This is a genomic window from Lujinxingia litoralis, assembly GCF_003260125.1.
Taxonomy (GTDB): Bacteria; Myxococcota_A; Bradymonadia; order Bradymonadales; family Bradymonadaceae; genus Lujinxingia; species Lujinxingia litoralis.
In genome coordinates, this window is sequence record NZ_QHKO01000012.1 from 66,491 (window position 1) to 86,040 (window position 19,550).

Consider the following 19,550-nt stretch of genomic DNA (forward strand, 5'->3'; position numbering starts at 1 on the left):
CCTAAAAATGTTGCGTTGGTCCCAATGTTGCAAGACGTTGGGGCCGTCATGGCGAGCTGGACGCCGGCGCCCGGGATCTGGTGCGGGTCGGTGGCGTGCTTGCCGGGATCGAATGCTCGAGTGGAGTGTTTTTTGACCGCGGCCGGAGTAGCCCTGGGGGTTTCTCTCGTAGCTGAGCCGCATGGTCGTTTTGCTGAAGAGGATGTGATGACGACGCTTATCAAACATGGAACCTGGATCTGTGGACTGGCCCTTGCGGGCACGCTTGGCACCGGCTGTGGCGTGACCATCGATGGTGAAGAGGGCAATCTGAGCTTTGAGTACGCCAACAGCGCGCTTTCCGGGGCGTTCAGCAAAGACATCGCCGTGGGGGCGATGGTGGACATTGAGGTGACCGAGCCCGATGGCGAGGCGCTCCTGCCGATTGAGGAGGTGGCGAGCTCGGCCGAAGACGTACTTTCGGTGGCTGAGGTCGGCACCTCGCTCTTCACCCTGCTTGCGGAAAGCGAGGGGGTGGCGCGGATCAGCGTGACGGCCACCGGCCCCGAGGGCAGTCTGAGCGATGCGGTGGAACTCTACGCCGCAGAGCTTGCGCGCCTGGAGATTGATGGCACCTGCGGGGCAGATTCGGTGTATGCGATCAACAGCCCGATCGAGCTCAACTACCGGATGTTGGACGCCAATGGCAAAGGACTCAATGGCTATGGCCTGTACCCGGTGGCGGTGGAGCCGGCCGAGGGCGGTGTGGTCAATGAGGCGTTCACCCGCCTGGGCAAGATTCAGATCCATACCGGCGATGTGGCCGGCAGCTATCAGCTGACCTCCGAGCTTCTCGACGAGCCCTATGCGCTGACGCTGATCGCGCCGGAGGATATTGCCGAGCTTGATGTGAGCCATCAGGTCGATGACGAGAACATCATGGTGGTTCTCGCTGGCGAGCAGCAGGACGTGGCGATCTTCGCCATGGCCGACGGGGCCGGAGCTGTGGTGTGTGGTCCGGCCAACGGAGCCTTTGAGATGGTGTCTCAGACTCCGGAAATCTGTGAGGCGCATTACGGCTATGTGATGGGTTTGCACTATGTGAAGGTGGAGGGCCTTGGCGTCGGGGAGTGTGAGATCAGCCTGAGTGTGCCGGGGACGGAGTTGAGCGAGACGATTCAGGTGCAGATTGCGGAGTCCCACGTGGCTGAGTGAGCGTGTGTGGCGATGTGATGGCTGGTGAATGAAAAAGGCGCCCCTTTTGGGGCGCCTTTTTTTATCGGCCTGGTTCAGGGCTGGAAGAGTTCGCGTCCGAGGGCGCCTGCGACCACGGCGTCGACCTCAAAGCGCAGGGGCAGTGCCTGGTCGCCGAGCCAGAGTCTGGCCTGATCGTCGAAGTACTCGGAGTCTTTCAGGCCGGACTGACCGCCGGGGATGATCGTGCGGCCTTCGACGCGGTCGCCACCCAGGGAGACGACCAGGCGGTTGACCGGTCCGGAGCCGTAGGTGAAGCGGGTGCCGGAGATGCCCGGGTTGGCGGCGTCGACGTTGTACTGATCGCCATCGCGGGGGAACCAGGGCAGGGTGAGACGCACGTCGCCTTCGGGCAGATCGTCGAGGAGGCGGAGGCGTCGCGGGGTGATGGAGAACTGGGCGGCCAGGGGGGCAAAGGCCGGTTGGTCGCGCAAAAAGTCGGCCAGCAGGCTCTCGAATTTCACCTGGTGGCGAAGTCCCCAGAGGTACGCATCAAAGTCTTCGGTGCCGAAGCCGCCGACGCCCGGGGATTCGGGCTCGGAGGCCAGAAAGTCGAGGGCGTCGGCCAGCGAGGCGATCAGGAGTTCGTCGCTGCGCTCCAGTTCGGCGGTGGTGCGCACGTCGAAGAAGATCGATTCCCGGGTCTCGTCGTGGAAGCTGGCCAGGCCGGCGGGGTTGTCCGGCCCCCGGCCCTCCAGCATGCGGGCCAGCAGGCGCAGGCGTCCGCCGGTGCCGCCGCTCTGCCAGAGCCCGGGGAGGTTCTCGTCGTCGAAGACCGCGCGCTGAAAGTGGCCGAACCACACGTTAAAGAGCGTGGTGGCGACCGCGTCGCGGCGGTCGTCGTCGGTGGGGGTGTTGTAGAAGGTTTCCACGCCGCTGCGGGCCCAGAAGCCGCGTTGTGCCCAGGTCTCCTGGCGAGCTTTCAGGTCGAGGGCGCGCTCGCGGATGGGCTCGTAGCGGGAGAGCGCCCGGGTCTCCCAGTCTTCGAGTTCGCCCGGGGGGAGCTCCCGCAGCGTCTCCATCCGCTCAATGGAGGCCAGCATCGCGGGTGAGAAGAGCTCGCCGAGGGGAGACTGGGTGTTGGCCTGGAGTTGGGCCATGGCGTCGATGTCGGCGGCATCCTCGGCGATGAAGCGGGTCAGCTCGCGGCTGATGCGGTCGGCGCGGAACCCCACATCCCAGGGACCGCCGATGTAGCGCGGGCCGTTGAAGAGGTTGGCGTCCAGGGAGACGCCGACCGGATCGTTGTTGGCGGTGTAGACAAAGCCTTCGGGGGGGTTGGCCTGTGCCGGGCTCTCGTCCAGGGGGATCACGCAGCGGTAGGGGTCGTCCTGGTGGGAGCTGTCGATGACGCCATCGAGCAGCGGGATCTGGAAGTTACCGTAGGTCGTGCCATCGAGGAGCATGGCCGGGTGGGCTCCCGGGCCCCACTGGCCATCGGCGGAGCGCGGCAGGTAGTCGCGGCAGGGCACGGCCTGGTGGCCGGAGAAGAGCACGCTGCCCTGGCTGTCGCTGACCACGAAGTTAAGGGAGGTGGCGATCATGCCGCGGGTGGCCTGGCGGAAGTCTTCGATGTCGCCGGCCCGGGCCATGGTGTCGAAGGTGCCGATGATGTCGCCGATTTGGAGGCCGACGTAGGCAAAGCTGATGGCCTGGATGACGCCGTCGTCGTTGGTGTCGCCCGGGATCACCCAGCCGGAGTGGGTGCGCACCAGGGCCTGCCCGGAAGAGACTTCGGTGTCTTCGCCGGCCGGGGTGCCCTCGATGTCCAGGATCCAGCGTCCGTCAAAGGTCTGGTAGCGGGTCAGGGTTTCAGTGCGTCCTTGGCTGCCGAGGGTGGGGACGTTGGCGATCTCGTAGACTTCGTCAAAGCTCTCCACGGGGTGCCATTCTCCCTCAAAGCGGGTTGCTTCGGGGAGGCCTTGCTCGTTGAGGCGAAGTTCTTCGGTGTACCAGTCGGTGATGTCGCCGGAGAGCTGGGTGAAGCTCCAGGCGACGTTGCCGTTGGTGCCCACCGGGACGACGGGCATCCCGGGGATGGCCAGGCCGAACTGGTGGGGGCGGTCGGTGTCACCGAAGACGGCGGTGTCCAGGCCCACGTGATAGAGGATCGAGGGGATGCCCAGCGAGAGGTGGCCATCGGCGGCAAAGAGGCTGGTGCCGGTGGCCGAGGCGTCGGCGCTGACGGCCCAGGCGTTGGAGCCGAAGCCTTTTTCGTGGCTGCGCAGGCCCATGCGTTCCTGGAAGGCGTCCAGGCTCAAGGTGAGGCGTTGCATCAGGCCGGGCTCCACGCGGGGCGTGGTGCCGGGGGAGCCGGGGAGCTCCAGGCCGGTGGATGGCGAGGTGTCGGGCGGGCCCCAGGTGCCCGAGGCCAGGGGTTTGATCGGGGCGGCGTCGCGCCAGATGTCCAGGTGGGCGCCGGCGCGGCGCAGCTCTTGATAGGCGTCGCCTTCAAAGAGGGTTTCCAGGCGGGCGAAGGCCGAGGCACGGCTCATGTCGCCGGTTTCGTAGCTTGATTCGTAGATGAAAGTTGCGAAGAGCCCGGCCACGTCGAGGGCTTCAAAGGGGCGCATCGCGTCGGTGCGGGAGGGGCGTCCGAGGAGCTGCCAGACCATGCTGGTTTCGCTGGGGGCCGGGAGGTTGCCGGCGTCGACTTCGGCGATGTAGGCGTTGACGCCCTGGGCGTAGGCCTCCATGACGGCGCGGATCTCGGGCCTGGCCTGGGCGAGGATGCGCTCGGCAACGTGACGGGAGCCGCTCATGCGCGTTTCGACGTCGATGTCCAGGGCGGCGTCGCCCATCAGTTCGCTGACTTCTCCCAGACCCAGCCGGCGAGTCAGGTCCATCATAAAGTAGCGGTCGCGAGCGGTGATGAAGCCCTGCACGCGGGCGGCGTCGACATCGTTGGCCGCGTAGATGTGCGGGATGTTGCCCTCGGTGCGGATGACGTGCACCGGTTCTAAAAGCCCGGGGAGTTCGAAGCGCTCGCGTTCTTCGACGCTCAGCAGGGCTTGTTGCTCGGGGCTGCGGGCGTCGGCATCGCTATCGTTGGGGACATCGCCGCCGGTGTCGGGCGGAGTGGCGGGGTCGTCATCCTGGCAGGCCAGGGGGCCGGTGAGCGCGAGGCTCAACAGGAGCGCGAGCGCAGGGGGGCGAAAGGTTGGCATAACTACTCCCGAAGAGAGGTCGACAGCTGGAAGTCGCGGTGAGACTCGGGAGCATAGCGTGTTGGCTGGCGAGTTAGAAGCCTCGGTGGGGTGAGGTAGTGAGGCAGCCCCCAGGCCCGGGGCCGCGCCTCCCTGGTTTAGAGGGAGGGCGGCGCGGTCAGGGGGATTAGGGCTGGGGGGAGAACCGCCCCCGAAGACGGGGGGCGGACCGGTGTCGGGCGGGATAGCGGTGGTCAGATGGCTTCGAGGAACTCCAGCTCGACCTGTTCACCGAGGCTTTCGAAGAGGAAATTGCGGAACTCTTCGCGGATCTGGACTTCGACCTGGCGGATGCGTTCCTTGGAGACGTCCCACTCTCCGCCCAGGGTCACCAGAGTTTTGGGGTCTTCGGCGATCATGCGCTCAAACCAGATGGCGCGCTTGCGCTCGGTGCTGATCTGGCGTCCGAAGGCGTCGATGGCTCCGCGCAGGCGCGTGGCCAGGTCGCGGTCGCTGGCGAGTTCTTCGGGGGTGGCGGTGCCCGATTCCATGCGTTCGCCGATGGTGGTCGCTTCAAAGCCGGGGGCTTCGGCGTCCAGGCGTACCGGGGGGGCGTCGAGCTGGGCGGCCACGCGGACGACTTCGCTTTCGTCGACGTCGAGGTACTCGGCGATCAGGGCCGGGGAGGGTTTTTCGTGGCCGTCTTTGATCAGGGCGCGGCGCGCCTTTTTGAGGTTGTAGAAGAGCTTTCGGCCGGCACGGGAGCTGCCGATTTTGACGGGATGGACGTGGTTCATCAGGTAGTTGAGGATCATCGCGCGGATCCAGTACTGGGCGTAGCTGGTGAACTTGACGCCGCGGTAGGGGTCATAACGTTTGAGGGCCTCAGCCAGGCCGACGTTCCCCTCCTGGATCAGGTCGAGGAGGTTGGACCAGCGCCGGGAGTATTCCCGGGCGAGTTTCACGACCAGGCGCAGGTTGGTCAGGATCAGCATGCGGCCGGCTTCGCCGTCGTCCTCGTTGACGTAGCGTTCGGCGAGGAGTTGCTGTTCGTCGGCGGGGAGGGGCTCGATGTAGTTAAGGCGCATCAGATAAGCGCTGGTCGCGTCGGTATCGGCGCTGATGTTGAGCTTGCTCTCCGAGAGCATCGGCAGGCTCAGGTCCCCCGAGAGGTGTGCCAGGTTCGAGGAGTGGTGACGGTCAGTGACGTTTGGTTCGATGCTCATATGCAAGTTCCCTTCGTTCAACAGTGGAGAAGTGGGGTGTTAAAACGTCGTGGTCACTGCGTTTACGTCATCATGGTGGGGTCCGGGGGTGGGGAAGTGCGCGTTTTGAAGTTGTTATGAACAGGGTTTATCAGCGATTGCCTGTTCAGAACATAGGCAAAATGGGCGCATATTCCCAGCGAAGATCAAAAGGATCCCCGGATCCGGAGTCGGTTCTGGAGCGTGGTTCCCCCTTAAGGGCCCGATTTCGGGCGGTTTTTCGATGTGAATTGAAACTTAGACACAGCGCGTCAAACACCAAACAATTTTCCGAACCGGCGATCGTCCCGGGTGTTCAACGACGCCCCGGCGAGCCTCATCAGGGGGTTGAACAGGGCCCGGAAGGTCGATGCTCCGGTTAATTTCGGGGATGAACAGGGGGAAGGGTGTTTGAACAGGTCTTGCACGAGGAGGAGAAATGGAGCGAGCCGCAGCCATGATCGCGCTCCTGTGGATGGCGGGGGGGCTGGGCGGATGTGTGAGCGCGCCGGAGCGTTATGCCCGCGATGTGCGGGATCAGACCTACCGGGCTCGGCTGGAGCATGAGGTGCGTGCCCATGTCTATCCCACCGCCTGCGCCTCGCTCTTGCCCTGGGCGGAGCAGCATTTTTGGGAGCAGGGGTTTGAGCGGGTCTCGATCCAGCTGGATTCGCTGGAGGTGACCACGGGGTGGCGTCCCCGGGGGGACTCGCTGCAGGAGCGCTACGTGGTCTACGGCCGGGCGGCCGGGCCGCAGGCCTGCGCCTGGCAGTTTTTGCGTACCGAGCGCGCGGGGCCGGCTGAGCAGGAGCTTCGCGATGTGGATATGGAGATGGTGCTGCTGGAGCGCATCGCGCCTGCCAAAGCCCGGGAGGTGCGGCTCAAGGCTCAGCGCGACGCCGATCGGGCCTACGATGAGACGCGTCAGCTCATTCGCGAGGCGCAGCAGGCCGAGTAGCCCCCGGAGTTCAGGCGGCGTCGGCGGGCCGGGAGGGGACCAGCGAGATGATCACCGATTTCGAGGCCGGGGTGCGGCTCTTGCGGTCGATCTGCTGGAGGGGCACCAGGGGGTTGGCCTCGGGGAAGTAGGTCGCCGCGCAGCCGGCCGGGATATCGTAGGCCACCACCTCGAAGGCGTCGGCGCGGCGCTCCTGGCCCTCAAAGTGGCTGATCAGGTCGACGAGATCGCCCGGTGCCAGGCCGCGCGCGGCCAGGTCGGCGGGGTTGAGCAGGACGACCCGGCGTTTGTTGTGGATGCCGCGGTAGCGATCGTGGAGGCCGTAGACCGTGGTGTTGTACTGGTCGTGGGAGCGGATGGTCATCATCACCAGCTGGCCTTCGGCGAGGGGCAGGGGCTGGATGGGGCTGACGATGAAGTTGGCGAACCCGGAGGTGGTGTGGAAGTCGCGCTCGCGCGCGCCGTTGGGGAGCACAAAGCCGGTGGGGTTCTGGCGAATCCGCTGATTAAACGCATCAAACCCGGGGATCACCGCCGCGATGGCGTCGCGGATGGGATCGTAGGGGCCCTCAAAGCGGGTCCAGTCGATCGGGGAGTCGGCGGGATCAAAGGTGGCCCGGGCGATTTGCTGCACGATGCGGGGCTCGCTCATCAGCTGGTCGCTAGCCGGGGGGAGGTGGCCGCGGGAGGCCTGCACCACGCTCATGGAGTCTTCGACGGTCACAAACTGGGGGCGTCCGGCCTGCAGGTCGCGCTCGGTGCGGCCCAGGCAGGGCAGGATCAGGGCGTGCTGGCCGGTGACCAGGTGGGAGTGGTTGAGCTTGGTGGAGATCTGCACGGTGAGCTCGCAGCGCTCCAGGGCCTCGGCGGTGCGTTCGGTGTCGGGGGCGGCCATCAGGAAGTTGCCGCCCATGGCGATGAAGACGCGGGCCTTGCCCTGGTGCATGGCTTCGATCGCGCCGACGGTGTCCAGGCCGTGTTCGCGGGGGGGCTCAAAGCCGAAGTGGGCGCCCAGGCGGTCGAGGAAGGCGTCGGTGGGTTTTTCCCAGATGCCCATGGTGCGGTCGCCCTGCACGTTGGAGTGCCCGCGCACCGGGCAGGCACCGGAGCCGGGGCGCCCCATAAAGCCGCGCATCAGCAGGAAGTTGATGACCTGCTGAATGTTGGCCACCCCGTGGCTGTGCTGGGTCAGGCCCATGGCCCAGCAGGCGATCAGGCTGCGGGCGTCGATGGCCACCCGGGCTGCGGCTTCGATCTGCTCGCGGCTCAGGCCGGTCTCCTGGACGATGGTCTCCCAGGAGGTCTGGTGTAGATCTTCGAGATGCGCCTCAACGCCCCGGGTGTGGGTGGCGATGAAGTCGTGATCGAGGACCTGGCCGGGGCGCTCGGCTTCGGCGGCCACGAAACACTTCATCAGGCCCTTGAGCAGCGCGATGTCGCTGCCGATGCGCAGCTGCAGGTAGATGTCGGCCAGGTCGGTGGGGCGGCGGTAGAGCTCTTTGGGGTGCTGAAAGGCCACCAGCCCGGGCTCTTTCAGCGGGTTAATCGCCACAATCGTCGTTCCTCGTCGGCGGGCGGCCTGCAGGGCGCTGAGCATGCGGGGGTGGTTGGTGCCCGGGTTCTGGCCGAAGATGAAGATGGCGTCGGTCTGCTCAAAGTCGTCGAGCGAGACGGTGCCCTTGCCCACGCCGATGGCCTCGTTCATGCCGGTGCCGCTGGATTCGTGGCACATGTTCGAGCAGTCGGGCAGGTTGTTGGTGCCGAGCTGGCGGGCCAGCAGCTGGTAGAGAAACGCGGCCTCGTTGGAGGTGCGTCCCGAGGTGTAAAAGAGGGCTTGATCGGGGTGATCGAGGGCGTTGAGATGCTGGCCGATCAGGGAAAAGGCCTCCTCCCAGCTCAGGGGCTCGTAGTGGTCGGAGCCGGGGCGACGCCGCATGGGGTGGGTGAGTCGGCCTTGTTTGTTGAGCCAGTGGCCGGAGCGCTCTCGGAGCTCGCTGATGGGGTGGTTTTCAAAAAAGGCCGGGTCGACCTTAAAGCGGGTGGCCTCGTCGGCCACGGCCTTGGCGCCGTTTTCGCAGAATTCAAAGGCGGAGCGGTGGTCGGGGTCGGGCCAGGCGCAGCCCGGGCAGTCAAAGCCCTCGGTCTGGTTGACGTTGGCCAGCGCGCGCACCCCCCGAATCAGTCCGGGTTGCTCCAGAACGTTGCGGGCCGTGGAGATCAGCGCGTCGAGGCCGCCGGCCGCCTTGTCGTAGGAGGTGGGCTCGGGGAGTTTGACCGGGAGGTTTTTACCGTTGTCGCTCATCGGGGCACCGAAGTCGCTGAGGGTGGGTGTAGAGGTTGAGGCGTTGATCGCGCAGAAAGCCGACCAGGGTCTGAGCGTAGGTCTGGGAGAGATCCAGGGCAAGCGAGGATGGGGCGCCCACCGCGGCGACGATCGGGATGCCGGCGACCAGCGACTTCTGGATGAGCTCAAAGCTGGCGCGGCCGCTCAAGAGGAGGATGTGTTCGGAGAGGGGCAAGAGCCCCTGGCGCAGGGCCCGGCCCAGGAGCTTGTCGAGGGCGTTGTGGCGACCGACGTCTTCGGCCAGATCGAGCAGTTGGCCCCCTGGCGAGAAGAGGGCGCAGGCGTGCAACCCGCCGGTGCGATCGAAGGTGGCCTGCGCGGCGCGCAGGCGATCGGGGAGTTCAAAGAGAAGATCGGCGTTGATCACCGGTCCCGCGGTCACGGGCATCACCCCCTGGTGGTGGAGCGCGTCGAGGGAGGCCTTTCCGCAGACGCCGCAGCTGGAGGTGCTGTAGAAGTGGCGCTGGAGGCGTCCCGGATCGAAGTTGCAGCCCGGGGCCAGGGTGGCGCGCCAGATGTTGGGGCTGGCTTCGTCGCCGCCGTCGCTGCAGCGTTGCAGATCGAGGAGGTCGGCTTCCTTTGAGATGATGCCTTCGGTGAGCAGAAAGCCCCGGGCCAGGTGGGGGTCGTCGCCCGGGGTGCGCATGGTGATGGCGAGGCTGCGCTGGGCGCGGTGGCCGGCCAGTTCAAAGTCGATGCGCAGCTCCATGGGCTCCTCGATCACGAGTTCGTCGTCGAGGGAGTCCTGGTGGTCGCGGTACACGCGGGTGATGGCGTAGGCGCGGGTGGAGGCATCCGAGGACATGGGCGTTGCTCCCGGAGAGAGGTTGGCCGGGGGGGCTCAGAGGGGGCCGACGTTGACGCCGGGCAGGCAGAGCATAAAGGCGATGATCAGCCCGGCGAAGAGGGGGCGTTCCACGGCGCGATCGTCGGTGGCCAGGGCCAGGTGCACGGCGGTGGGCAGGGCCCAGGCGAAGGTTACCGCGGCAAAGGAGGCCGGGACCTGGAAAAAGGGCCAGACCAGCGCGGGCAGCGCCGCTACCAGATACCAGGTGGCATGGCGCGAGGCGTAGCGCAGGGCCAGGAGCGCGGCGCCGACCGCGGCGGTTAACAGGAGGAGTTCGGGAGCCGGGGGCAGGGTGAGCGCGCTGAAGTCACGCCAGGCCGCGTCGCCGTGCAGGTGGCGCAGCTGTCCGCTATGCCAGGCCACCATCATCCAGCCGGCAAAGGCCACCGGCGGCACCACCGCGCCGAGCCAGGGGGTGTCCTTCGGGTCTTTGCCCGGGCGCCAGGCCCGGTAGCCGGCGAGCATCATGGCCGGCCACATCACAATGAACTCCAGGCGCAGGCCCATGGCGACCAGGGCGGCCAGCGCGCCGGTGCGTGGTCGGTAGGTCACCAGCGAGGCCAGCGCGCCGGCTCCCAGCGCGGCGGCCATCGAGGTGGTCCAGTCGGTGGCGTTGAGGGCCAGCAGGGGGTTGAAGCACCAGAGCCAGGCGGCGCGCTCGGCGACCTGGGGCAGCTCGGTGTTGCGGGCGAAGCGGTACACGTTGAGCGTGGCCCAGAGGGTGGCCAGCTCCACCAGCACCCAGGGGGCGAGCGTGAGCGCGGCGGTCATGGGGCCGGCCGGCGCGGTCTGCAACGCCACCTGGAAGACGTGGCTCAACACCCCGGAGAGGGGCGCCGACTCCGAGATGCGCAGCGACTCCCAGGTGCCGGTGTGCAGGAGCGCGGCCCACAGGGCCGCGCGGCTGGTCAGCCAGGCCAGAAGCGCGGTGCGCAGGGCGGGGTGAATATGTGCGAGGAGAGGATGCATGGCCGGGCCAGCCTACGCGCTGGTGGGAGAAGCGCAAAAAAAAGCCCGGACATCATCGTCCGGGCTTCTCTTTAAAGATCGCGTAGGAGAGGCGCTTTAAAAAGGCGCCACGCCCACCCGGTTTCTCCCGCCGTGTTTGGCGTCGTAGAGCGCCTGGTCGGCCAGTCCGATGAGCTCCTCCGGGGTGCGCGCGCTGTGGTGGGGCAGGCCGGCCACGCCCAGGCTGATCGTGATCGGGATGGGCGTGCCCTCGTACACGAAGCTGGTGCGTTCAATGACCATGCGCACCCGGTCGGCCAGGGCCTGGGCCTGATCGATGGGGGTGCCCCGGCAGACGATGGTGAATTCTTCGCCGCCGTAGCGCGCGAAGACGTCTTCGTTGCGCAGCGTGGCGCTGGTGACTTCTGCCAGGCGGCGCAGGATCATATCGCCGGCCAGGTGTCCGTAGGTGTCGTTGACCGGTTTGAAGTGGTCGACGTCGAACATCACCACGCTCAAATAGGTGCCGTGGCGCAGGGCAAAGGCCAGCTCGGTGGAGAGGTGGTTGAGCAGGTAATTCTTGTTGTAGATGCCGGTGAGCCCGTCGTTGAGGGCGGCGTCGAGCATCTGCTTCTGGAAGTTTTCCTCGAGTTCATCGTGGTAGGTGAACTTGAGGATGGTGGTCGAGCCCAGGGTGATCTTGTCGCCGTCTTTGAGCTGTTGGCGACGCAGCAGGCGGTCCCCGTTGAGGTAGGTGCCGTTGGCGCTCTCCAGGTCTTCGACAAAGACGTCGTCGCCGTAGGCGATGACGCGGGCGTGGTTGCGAGAGATGCCCACGTCGTTGACGCGGATGTCGGCGCGGGAGGAGCGCCCCAGGGTGGCCTGAGCCTTGTCGACCTTAAACATCTTCCCGGTGTGCGGGCCGGAGATGACGATGAGGTAGGCCTGGTCGCGCTCCTGCTTATGCTGAGCGCGGGCCTGGCGCAGGGTGTTCGCGTCGACGATCAGGGTGGCCTCGGAGCTCTCCGAGAGATCGTCGTGGTCGAAGGGATGATCGTCGGTCATCTTAACGCCGTCAGCAGCGGGTTGGGGGATGAAGTGCGAGTGGCCGGGGAGCCGGTCGGCCGGGTCAGCGCGCGGGCCTGACCATCAAAGGTGTGGGGGGTGTAGACGGGGGTGAGGATACTGAACTTAACCTTTGCAGGCAACCCGGAGGGAAGGGTGGTCCCCGGGGAGGGTTTTTGAAGGGTCGGTCTTTAAAAAGCGCGTGAGAACAGGGGGTTGCGTGGGGTGCGCGGGCGTCAGGGGATGGGGCGTGAGGGGGCGTTGTCGGCTCCCCCGATCGGGCGAAGCAGGGCGCGCTGGACGGCGGGGCGAGTGTCGGTGGCGGCGAGTTTTTCGAGGTGGGGCCGGGCGCGCTCGGGGGCGTGGCGGCGCAGCAGGGTGATGGCGGTGAGGCGAACCTGGAGGTCGTCTTGGCCCAGGGCGTCGCGCCAGATCTCGAAGGCTTCGGGGTGGTCGGCGCGGGCCAGCGCGGTGAGCGCGCGATGGCGAGCCTGTTGGCGCGTGCGGGCCGGGGCGTCCAGGGGGAAGTCGTCGCGGCGGTGATCGGCGGCAGCCAGGCGTCCCAGGGGGAGATGGGCGTCGGGATGCGCGTAGAGGCTGAGGGCGTCGATGGCGCGCAGGCGCAGGAGGGGGCGTTGGTCGGGATCAAAGAGCAGGTTCTGGAGCCCGGCGATCATCTCGGCGGGGGGCGCCAGACGGTCGAGTTCTTTGCGATCGGGGAAGTGCTCAAAGCCCGCGAGCACGAAGGGCAGGCGCGCGACCCCCTGCGGCTCTCCGGCATCTGTCGAGCTGTCCCCGGCGTCGGGATCGGGGCGCCCCGGCGTGCCCGGCACCTCGGGGGCGCTTGTCAGGGGGGCGGACTGGGCCCGGGCCGGCGCGGCCGCCAGCATCGGCGCAGATAACAGGAGCATGGCGAGGGTCAGGGAGCGAAGGCGCATGGTCGGGCCTTTTAAAGGTCAGGGAGCAGCGTGAGCAAGAGCGCGGGCTTTGGGGGCGCGCACCAGGGTCAGACGTCGGGCGCGTGCCCGGGATTCACAGGCGGCTTTCAGGGGCGCACCAGGGGGTTGCGCCGCAGCACAAAGGATTGCCCCGCGGTGGTCTGGCGCTGATCGGGGCCCAGGGAGAAGGGGAACATGAAGTTTTTGGCGTCGCTGCAGAAGTAACCCAGGTCGGGGAAGAGGCAGCTCGGGGTGTCGGTGATCGGGTCCTGGGCGCTGCCCAGGTGCTCGGTGGTGTGGCGCAGCCCCAAATAGTGGCCGATCTCGTGGGCCATGATCTGGCCCACGGTGGCGTTGTCCTGTCCGAGCCCGGCGGTCGAGAAGACCAGGCCGGAGGAGGGGCTGCCGTGGAGCCCGGCCGCCCCCGGGAGCCCCGCGGAGATGCCCAGCAGGCCCGGGGCGTCTTCTACTGCGAAGTCGTCGATCAGAAAGACGTTGACCACCAGGTTCTCGTCGAGTGAGGCCCCCGGGGCCTGGGAGAGGCTCACCAGCTCGAAGGCGTCATCGAGGTCGCGGATGATGCTGTAGGAGTCGCTCAACTCCAGGGAGAGTTCGGTGTAGTGGGCGACCTCCACGGCGATGTTCATCGTGCTGTAGATCGCGCGCATGGTGGAGATGGCCGCCTGCAGGTCGGAGTGGGCGGCGGCGGTCGCCGCGCTCAGGCCCGGCACGCCGATCAGGTAGAAGCGCAGGTGCAGGGTGGTGCCCGGCGCGGGTTGCGCGATGACGTAGTGGCAGGTCTCGGCGGCGTCGGAGGCCACGTTGAGGGTGTAGGTGCCCGCGCCAAAGGTGCGGGCTAACGAGGTGTCATCGGAGGCCGGGAAGAGCATCGGGGCCATCGAGGTCAAGATCGCCGGGTTGATGGCGTGGAAGGCGTAGTCGCGCGGGATGTTGAGCGTGGAGCCGTCGGGGCGTTGCAACGAGCGGGGCTCCAGGGCGGTGCCGCCCGGGTTAAAGGGGGTGAGCAGGAAGCTCTGCGCGCCGGTGGCCACCTCCACCGGGTAGGTGGTGCGGGAGCCGCAGGAGATCTCCAGGGCCTGGGCGCCGGTGACGTCGATGGCCGGCGGGGCGGCGATGGAGTCGCAGAAGGCGCGCCCCTCCCGTCCGCTGCGGCAGGTGTAGCCCTGGCGGCAGTCATCGTCGGTGGTGCAGGCGGCCATGCAGCCGGGGGTGGTGTTCTGGACCACGCAGATGCCGCCGTTGCAGTCGCCATCGTCGGCGCAGTAGCGCGTGGTGCAGTAGCCGTTGGGGAAGGAGCGTTGGCCATCGTCTTTTTCGAGCTCCCGGATGCAGGCCGCGCCCTTGCAGCTCAGGTTCGAGGCGCAGCGCTCCCCGTCGTCGGCCCCCTGGGGGTTGCGGGGGCCCTCCTGGGCTTCTGTTTCCTGGCAGTAGGCCGGCTCCTCGGCGCTGCCGGGGCGGCATTCATACCCGAAGCGGCAGTCCTGGTCCTGCTGGCAGGCGGCCATGCAGGCCAGGACCTGGTCTTCGGCTGGCGCCTGTGGGTTCAGGGTGACGCAGCGGGCTCCGTCCTGACAGCCGTCGTCCGAATCGCAGTTCAGGCGCGTGCAGTAGCCGCCGTAGAGGTTGGTCAGGCAGGTCAGGCCCTCCTGGCAGGCCACGTCGCTGGTGCAGGGGGCGCCGGGTTTGCCGGGCTCCTGCCCCACGTTGAGCCCCTCGGGCAGGCAGATGGCGGTGTCGTCGACCAGCGTACAGACGTAGCCCTCCCCCATCCGGTCACAGGAGTTGTCGAGGGCGCAGCGCTCAAAGCAGGCGGACTCTCCGGTGAGGCCGGCCACCGGCAGGATCAGGCACTCCGAGGAGAAGCCCAGGCAGCCCTCCTGCTCACAGCCGAGCTCCGAGCAGTAGCCGCCGCCAAAGCCCTGGTCTTCGCCAAAGCAGGTGCCGCCCAGGCAGTCAAAGCCGCTCTCGCAGGGGGCGCCGGTGCTGATGGAGTCGACAAACTCCGCGACCTGTTGGAGCTGCTCGCAGGCGCTCAGGCCCAGGAGGGCGATCAGGGCCAAAAGAAGGGGAAGCAGCGCGCGGGGAGGGGAGCAGAGCATGGTCGATCTCAAGCAGAAGGCGGTCAGGGGAGACTTAAGGGTGCACGAGCCCGGGATAAGGTGGCAGGTGAGCGGAGTCATTGAACCCCGGTGCGGCCGGCGTGTCCAGCGATGCCGGTAAGTCCCTTCAGTGGCGCCGCTCTTTTCAGCGTGGGGGCGATGGCGTAGTGTTTCGAGGTTCCCACGGCCGCATCGCGCGGCGCGTCGCCCCCCCGGCCGGGCTGGCGGTCGAATCTTCGCAGCAGAGGGTAGAGGGATATGGTGCAGCGCCCGTTGTTCGCCCATGACGCAGGGTCGCGTCTCTTCGCCATGGCGGTGGGGAGCGCGCCGATAGAGATCTGGAAGCTCGATGAGGGGACCCTGGCTGGCGCCGGGGAGCCGGAGGCGCTTGCTCCTGTGGGAGAGCTGCGTCTGGAGGGGGTCGGTCAGGTGGTGGGGCTGGCGATCGACAAGACGGTGCTCATCACCGCGCTGAGCAGCGGTCAGGTGGTGGGCTGGGATCTGACGTCGGTGGTGGAGTCCGGGGAGCAAGGCGTCGGGCTGCGCACCCTGTGGAAGGTGGTGCTGGATCTGCGCCTGGTCACCGCGACGAGTCATCGGGAGGCGGAGGGAGGGCGTCACCGGCTGGCGGCCGGAGCTGAGACTGGCGAGGTGGTCCTGCTGGAGCTCCTCGGGGCGGACGCTCCGCGGGTGGCCCGGGCCCGGGCCCACGGGGATACGATCGAGGTGCTCTGCTTCTCGCCAGATGGCGCGCGTCTGGCCAGTTCGGGGCGAGATCGCCTGATCGCGATCTGGTCCACGGTGCTCAATGAGGCTGAGCCCCTGGAGGTGGTCCGGGAGCTGCGCGGTTCGGGGGGCTGGCCGCTGGCGCTGGCGTTTAGCGACGATCAACGCCGCCTGGCCTCCGGGTGCATGGATAACGGCGTGTACCTCTGGGACCTGGAGGCAGAGGAACCCTTAGATGCGGTGCGCTTTGATCATGCCGGCTGGGTCGATGATGTGTGCTGGGCCGGGGGCGACGCGGTGGTCGTGAGCGCGTCCTGGGATAACAGCGTGGGGATGTTTGGGGCCTTGCCGTTGAAGCCGCGTTATATCTGCGGGTTTCACCAGGACTACGTGGTGCGGCTGATGGCGGTGCCGCGCACCACGCTGGTGGTGGCGGCGTCGTACGACGGCAGGCTCAGCGTGTGGGATTGGGCGCGCGGCCAGCTCGAGGGGGTGTTGAGCGGTCACGCCGACTGGGTCACCGACATGATGTGGCTGAAGCCGGGGCTTCTGGCCAGCCTCTCGCGTGATGGCACCGCCCGGGTGTGGTCGCTGGAGACGATGGCCTGCGTCCGGGTGCTGGGCCAGGCTCCGGTGGCGCGTTTTGAGCTCGGGGGGCATTTTGACCTGGCCAGCTTCGCCGGGGGGCCGAGCGAGGCGCCTGGTGAGGAGCCCGGGCGCGCGCCGGCGGAGGCAAGTGCCAGCGTGCGGCGTTTTGAGGAGCGCGGCCGGCCTGGCGAGCGCGCCGAACATCGCAGCGCGCTGGCGGTGATGGACGAGGCGATGGTCAGCGCCGAGCGCGTCTTCGCCCCTGAGGAGCGCACGTCGCAGCAAGGCCCAGGCGCCTCGACGGAGGACGAGCCGCCGGTGGCGGATGAGACGCCGGCAAACCTGGCGCGCCCCGTCCCGGATCCGGCTCCGAGCGGCGACGCGGATATCGACGCGGATCTCGACGCGCTGGAAGAAGCTCTGGAGGCGCTGAGCGAGGCCGATGTCAAAGACTCCTCCGAGGCCTGGTTCAACGCCTGGAGCCACGAGCATCCCGAGAGCGCGGTAAGCCCGCGCCTCGCCGAGCTGCCGCTGGCCGACGAGGTCGAGACTCCGGAAAGCGCCTCCCAAGCCACACAGGGCCCGTCGCGGGAGCCCGAGGGGCACTTGCCGCCGGTTCTGCCGGAGAGCGATCGCACCCTGGAAGGCTTGCCTCTGGCCGGGGGGCGCGCGGAGCAGGGGCTGAGCGACCTTGTCCGCAGTGCGATCTCCGAGGTCGCCGAGGGAGAGCTGTCCGAACGAGGGGCAACGAGCGCTGTGACGCCCGAAAAGGCTCCGACGGAGGTACAGGAGGGTTTCCTGGCCAAGAAAGGGACTCTCCCGGAGGTACAGGAGGGTTTCCTGGCCAAGAAAGGGACTCTCCCGGCGGTACAGGAGGGTTTCCTGGCCAAGAAAGGGACTCTCCCGGCGGTACAGGAGGGTTTCCTGGCCAAGAAAGGGTCTCTCCCGGCGGTACAGGAGGGTTTCCTGGCCAAGAAAGGGTCTCTCCCGGCGGTACAGGAGGGTTTCTCGACGGAAGCGCCGGGCCGGAAGGGGCTGAAGAAGGGGGTTTCGATTGAGAAGAAGGGGCTGGCGGGGCTGAAAGAGGGAGGGCTGCCCCGGCCGGGGCGCGTGTCGGCACCGTCAAAGGAGAAGCCCTCGCTTCTGGCGCGCCTGCGGGCGGCCTCGCAGCGGCTCAAGCAGGAAGGGGACGAGGCCCCGCAGGAGACTCGGGTCGAGGCCTCCGAGGTGGTGGAGCGCGCGGAGGTCTCGGAGGTCGACCCGTTGGAGATCATGGGCCCGGGCTTTGATCTGCCCTCGGAGGTGATCCGCGAGGTGTCGGCGGCGGCTGTGCGGGCCGGGGCGCCCGAGCAGGCCCGCAAGGCGCCGGGCCGGGACCCTCTCTACAATCCGGTGCCGCTGAAGCCCGGCGATGCGAGCATCGCGCTGGTGCCCGATGCGCTGGACTTTGAGCAGGTGTTTGTGGCGAGCGTGGCCGGGGAGCCGCGGGAGTCGACGCCGACGCCGGCGGAGGACGCGGCGGCTCTTCCCGACGCGGCCGCTCTTCCCGATGCAGACGTCGCGATCACCAGTGTGCCCTCCGGGGTGGATTCCACCCACGAGCTAAAAGTCTCCCGGGTGGAGGCGCTGGCGCGGGCATCGGAGATGGAGGGCGACGCGGAGTCTGTTGTGCAGGAGCCCGTCGCGCTGGAGTCCGTCGTGCGGGAGGCCGAGGCACCGCGTCACGCCGAGGCGTCGGGGGCCCACACGCTGACCTCTTTTCTGGATGCAAACGAGAGGGCGCAGGATGCGCCCCGGGGGCCCTTCGGGGTGGGCAGCGGGGGCGCGGAGCCGGAGCCGGAGGCGGCTCGTGGCGAGGCGTTGACCGAGGTGCTGGACCCGGCCGAGGTTTTGGGCGCGCCGGTGTTGCCGACGACGCCGGCGCGGGGCCACGCGGAAGATACCCCCTTGCCCGTTGCCGAAGAGCGCCCGGCCGCGGTGCGCGACGAGAACGACGAGGTGGATGAGAGCTACGGCAACGCCACGCATATGTGGGGCGGGCTCTTTCATGCGCCCGGCGGCACGCGCTCGCCAGTGGACCCTGGGGAGCCGGGGGAGTCGGGGGAGGGCTCAGAGCGCTCCCGCGATTTGAGTCGCTTTGCCTGGCGAGAGAAGACCCTGGGGGGGCGCGCCCCGGTGGACGAGGACGCTGGCGAGGGGCTCAAACATCTGCGGCACGTGTTGCGCGCCGATGCCGAGCTGGCCGATATGACGCTGGGCGATGAGTCCACCGGGGCCATCGGGGGGCTCAGCGGGGCGATGGGGCCTGCCGCGGCAGAAGCCTCGGCGCGGCTGACGCCCGGGAACCAGGGGGGCGACGAGGAGCTCGGGGTGCCCGAGCCCGAGCCGGACTCCTCGGAGCAGGAGGTGGCACAGCGGGTGGGGCTGGCGATCGTGGAGTTTTGGGATCGGGCGGTGACCGGCGCGCCGCCGATGGGAATTTTGAAGCGTCGTTCGGCGGCGTTGAGCGATTATGAGCCGACGCATCAGGTGCGCGTGAACGAGCGCGGCGCGCTGGTATTGGCCAGCGCCGAGACGGGACGGCGGCTGGGGATCTGCGGCGGCAGCGGGCAGGTCAGCCTCTGGAACCCCTCCGGCGGGCTGGAGACGCAGTTTGGCGTGAGCAGCGCGCTGATCGCGCTCGATTTTCTGGTGGATGAGGCCTCGTTATGCGGGGTGGGCAGCGATGGGCGGATCGGGCTGTGGATGCTGCCGCGCGCCGCGCTGGGCAAGACTACCCGGGTGGCCGAGGCGGTGATCTCCACCGGCGACGACACTCTGCGCTGTGCCGCAATCGATCCTCACACTCGCCGCGTGATCACCGGCAACGCCCGGGGGCGCGTGCGGATCTGGGATCTGCAGCGGGGGGTCTGCGTGGGCAAGCTGGCCACGCATCCGGCGGCGATCAGCGCGGTGGCCCTGGGGGCTCGGGGGCCGATCAGCGCCAGCGTCGACGGGCAGGTGCGTTTCTGGAATGCGCAGGGATTCTTGATCGACCAGATCGAGGGCCGGGGCCGCGTGATGGCGCTGGCCACCCGCGAGGGAGAGGTGGCCTGGGTGGAGGCCAGCGGGGCGGTGCGGGTGATGCGCCAGGGCGACGGCCGCCCGCGTACGCTGTGGGGACACCATGGCGAGGGGCGCGCGGTGGCCTATCGCGAAGATGGCTACCTGGTCACCGCCGGGGAGGACGGACGGATGCTGATTTACGCCCCGGGGGAGAGCGACCCGGCGCAGGAAGTGCAGGTGCCGGCGCCGATTCACCAGGTCAGGATGTCGATGCGCATGCTGATCTGCGCCTGTGAGGGCGGCGCGGTCTATGTGTTTTCGCGATCAAGGAGCAGGCAGTGAGTGGGA

The 19,550-nt window shown here is 67.8% G+C and carries 11 protein-coding genes; 3 read left to right on the top strand and 8 right to left on the bottom strand.

The features are described from left to right. Window positions 1-207 precede the first annotated feature (207 nt). Complete coding sequence (locus DL240_RS17925) at window positions 208-1,194, top strand: hypothetical protein (RefSeq protein WP_111731278.1); 987 nt, start codon at window positions 208-210, stop codon at window positions 1,192-1,194. A 74-nt stretch (window positions 1,195-1,268) separates the two neighbouring features. On the opposite strand, the gene DL240_RS17930 is transcribed toward DL240_RS17925, so the two are convergent. Continuing rightward, window positions 1,269-4,400 carry a penicillin acylase family protein gene (locus DL240_RS17930; protein ID WP_111731279.1) on the bottom strand — a complete coding sequence of 1,044 codons (3,132 nt, stop codon included), beginning with the start codon at window positions 4,398-4,400 and terminating at the stop codon, window positions 1,269-1,271. A 233-nt stretch (window positions 4,401-4,633) separates the two neighbouring features. Next, entirely contained in the window at window positions 4,634-5,605 is a 972-nt protein-coding gene (locus tag DL240_RS17935) for a sigma-70 family RNA polymerase sigma factor (protein WP_111731280.1), read from the bottom strand. A gap of 457 nt (window positions 5,606-6,062) precedes the next feature. On the opposite strand from DL240_RS17935, the gene DL240_RS17940 reads away from it, so the two are divergent. After that, window positions 6,063-6,581 carry a hypothetical protein gene (locus tag DL240_RS17940; protein ID WP_111731281.1) on the top strand — a complete coding sequence of 173 codons (519 nt, stop codon included), beginning with the start codon at window positions 6,063-6,065 and terminating at the stop codon, window positions 6,579-6,581. 10 nt (window positions 6,582-6,591) lie between these two features. Here DL240_RS17940 and DL240_RS17945 read toward each other — a convergent pair whose 3' ends face one another. From DL240_RS17945 to DL240_RS17970, 6 genes are all read right to left on the bottom strand, one after another. After that, complete coding sequence (locus tag DL240_RS17945; RefSeq protein ID WP_111731282.1) at window positions 6,592-8,883, bottom strand: FdhF/YdeP family oxidoreductase; 2,292 nt, start codon at window positions 8,881-8,883, stop codon at window positions 6,592-6,594. Beyond that, a complete protein-coding gene (fdhD, locus tag DL240_RS17950) occupies window positions 8,867-9,730 on the bottom strand; it encodes a formate dehydrogenase accessory sulfurtransferase FdhD (RefSeq protein ID WP_111731283.1) in 864 nt (287 codons plus the stop codon). Before fdhD ends, DL240_RS17945 begins: the two co-directional genes overlap by 17 nt. Before the next feature lie 36 nt (window positions 9,731-9,766). Beyond that, entirely contained in the window at window positions 9,767-10,741 is a 975-nt protein-coding gene (locus tag DL240_RS17955) for a hypothetical protein (protein WP_111731284.1), read from the bottom strand. 96 nt (window positions 10,742-10,837) lie between these two features. Continuing rightward, entirely contained in the window at window positions 10,838-11,785 is a 948-nt protein-coding gene (locus DL240_RS17960; RefSeq protein WP_111731285.1) for a GGDEF domain-containing protein, read from the bottom strand. Window positions 11,786-12,021: 236 nt separating this feature from the next. Then, window positions 12,022-12,696 carry a HEAT repeat domain-containing protein gene (locus tag DL240_RS17965; protein WP_158542733.1) on the bottom strand — a complete coding sequence of 225 codons (675 nt, stop codon included), beginning with the start codon at window positions 12,694-12,696 and terminating at the stop codon, window positions 12,022-12,024. 134 nt (window positions 12,697-12,830) lie between these two features. Beyond that, window positions 12,831-14,843: a zinc-dependent metalloprotease family protein gene (locus tag DL240_RS17970; protein ID WP_158542735.1), complete on the bottom strand. Its 2,013-nt coding sequence runs from the start codon at window positions 14,841-14,843 to the stop codon at window positions 12,831-12,833. 261 nt (window positions 14,844-15,104) lie between these two features. Between DL240_RS17970 and DL240_RS17975 the strand changes: the two genes are divergently transcribed. Then, complete coding sequence (locus tag DL240_RS17975; RefSeq protein ID WP_158542737.1) at window positions 15,105-19,544, top strand: hypothetical protein; 4,440 nt, start codon at window positions 15,105-15,107, stop codon at window positions 19,542-19,544. Window positions 19,545-19,550: the final 6 nt, after the last annotated feature.

Coding starts and splice junctions, on each gene's coding strand:
- DL240_RS17925 (WP_111731278.1), top strand. CDS start 208: ATGACGACGCTTATCAAACATGGAACCTGGATCTGTGGACTGGCCCTT.
- DL240_RS17930 (WP_111731279.1), bottom strand. CDS start 4,400: ATGCCAACCTTTCGCCCCCCTGCGCTCGCGCTCCTGTTGAGCCTCGCG.
- DL240_RS17935 (WP_111731280.1), bottom strand. CDS start 5,605: ATGAGCATCGAACCAAACGTCACTGACCGTCACCACTCCTCGAACCTG.
- DL240_RS17940 (WP_111731281.1), top strand. CDS start 6,063: ATGGAGCGAGCCGCAGCCATGATCGCGCTCCTGTGGATGGCGGGGGGG.
- DL240_RS17945 (WP_111731282.1), bottom strand. CDS start 8,883: ATGAGCGACAACGGTAAAAACCTCCCGGTCAAACTCCCCGAGCCCACC.
- fdhD (WP_111731283.1), bottom strand. CDS start 9,730: ATGTCCTCGGATGCCTCCACCCGCGCCTACGCCATCACCCGCGTGTAC.
- DL240_RS17955 (WP_111731284.1), bottom strand. CDS start 10,741: ATGCATCCTCTCCTCGCACATATTCACCCCGCCCTGCGCACCGCGCTT.
- DL240_RS17960 (WP_111731285.1), bottom strand. CDS start 11,785: ATGACCGACGATCATCCCTTCGACCACGACGATCTCTCGGAGAGCTCC.
- DL240_RS17965 (WP_158542733.1), bottom strand. CDS start 12,696: ATGCTCCTGTTATCTGCGCCGATGCTGGCGGCCGCGCCGGCCCGGGCC.
- DL240_RS17970 (WP_158542735.1), bottom strand. CDS start 14,843: ATGCTCTGCTCCCCTCCCCGCGCGCTGCTTCCCCTTCTTTTGGCCCTG.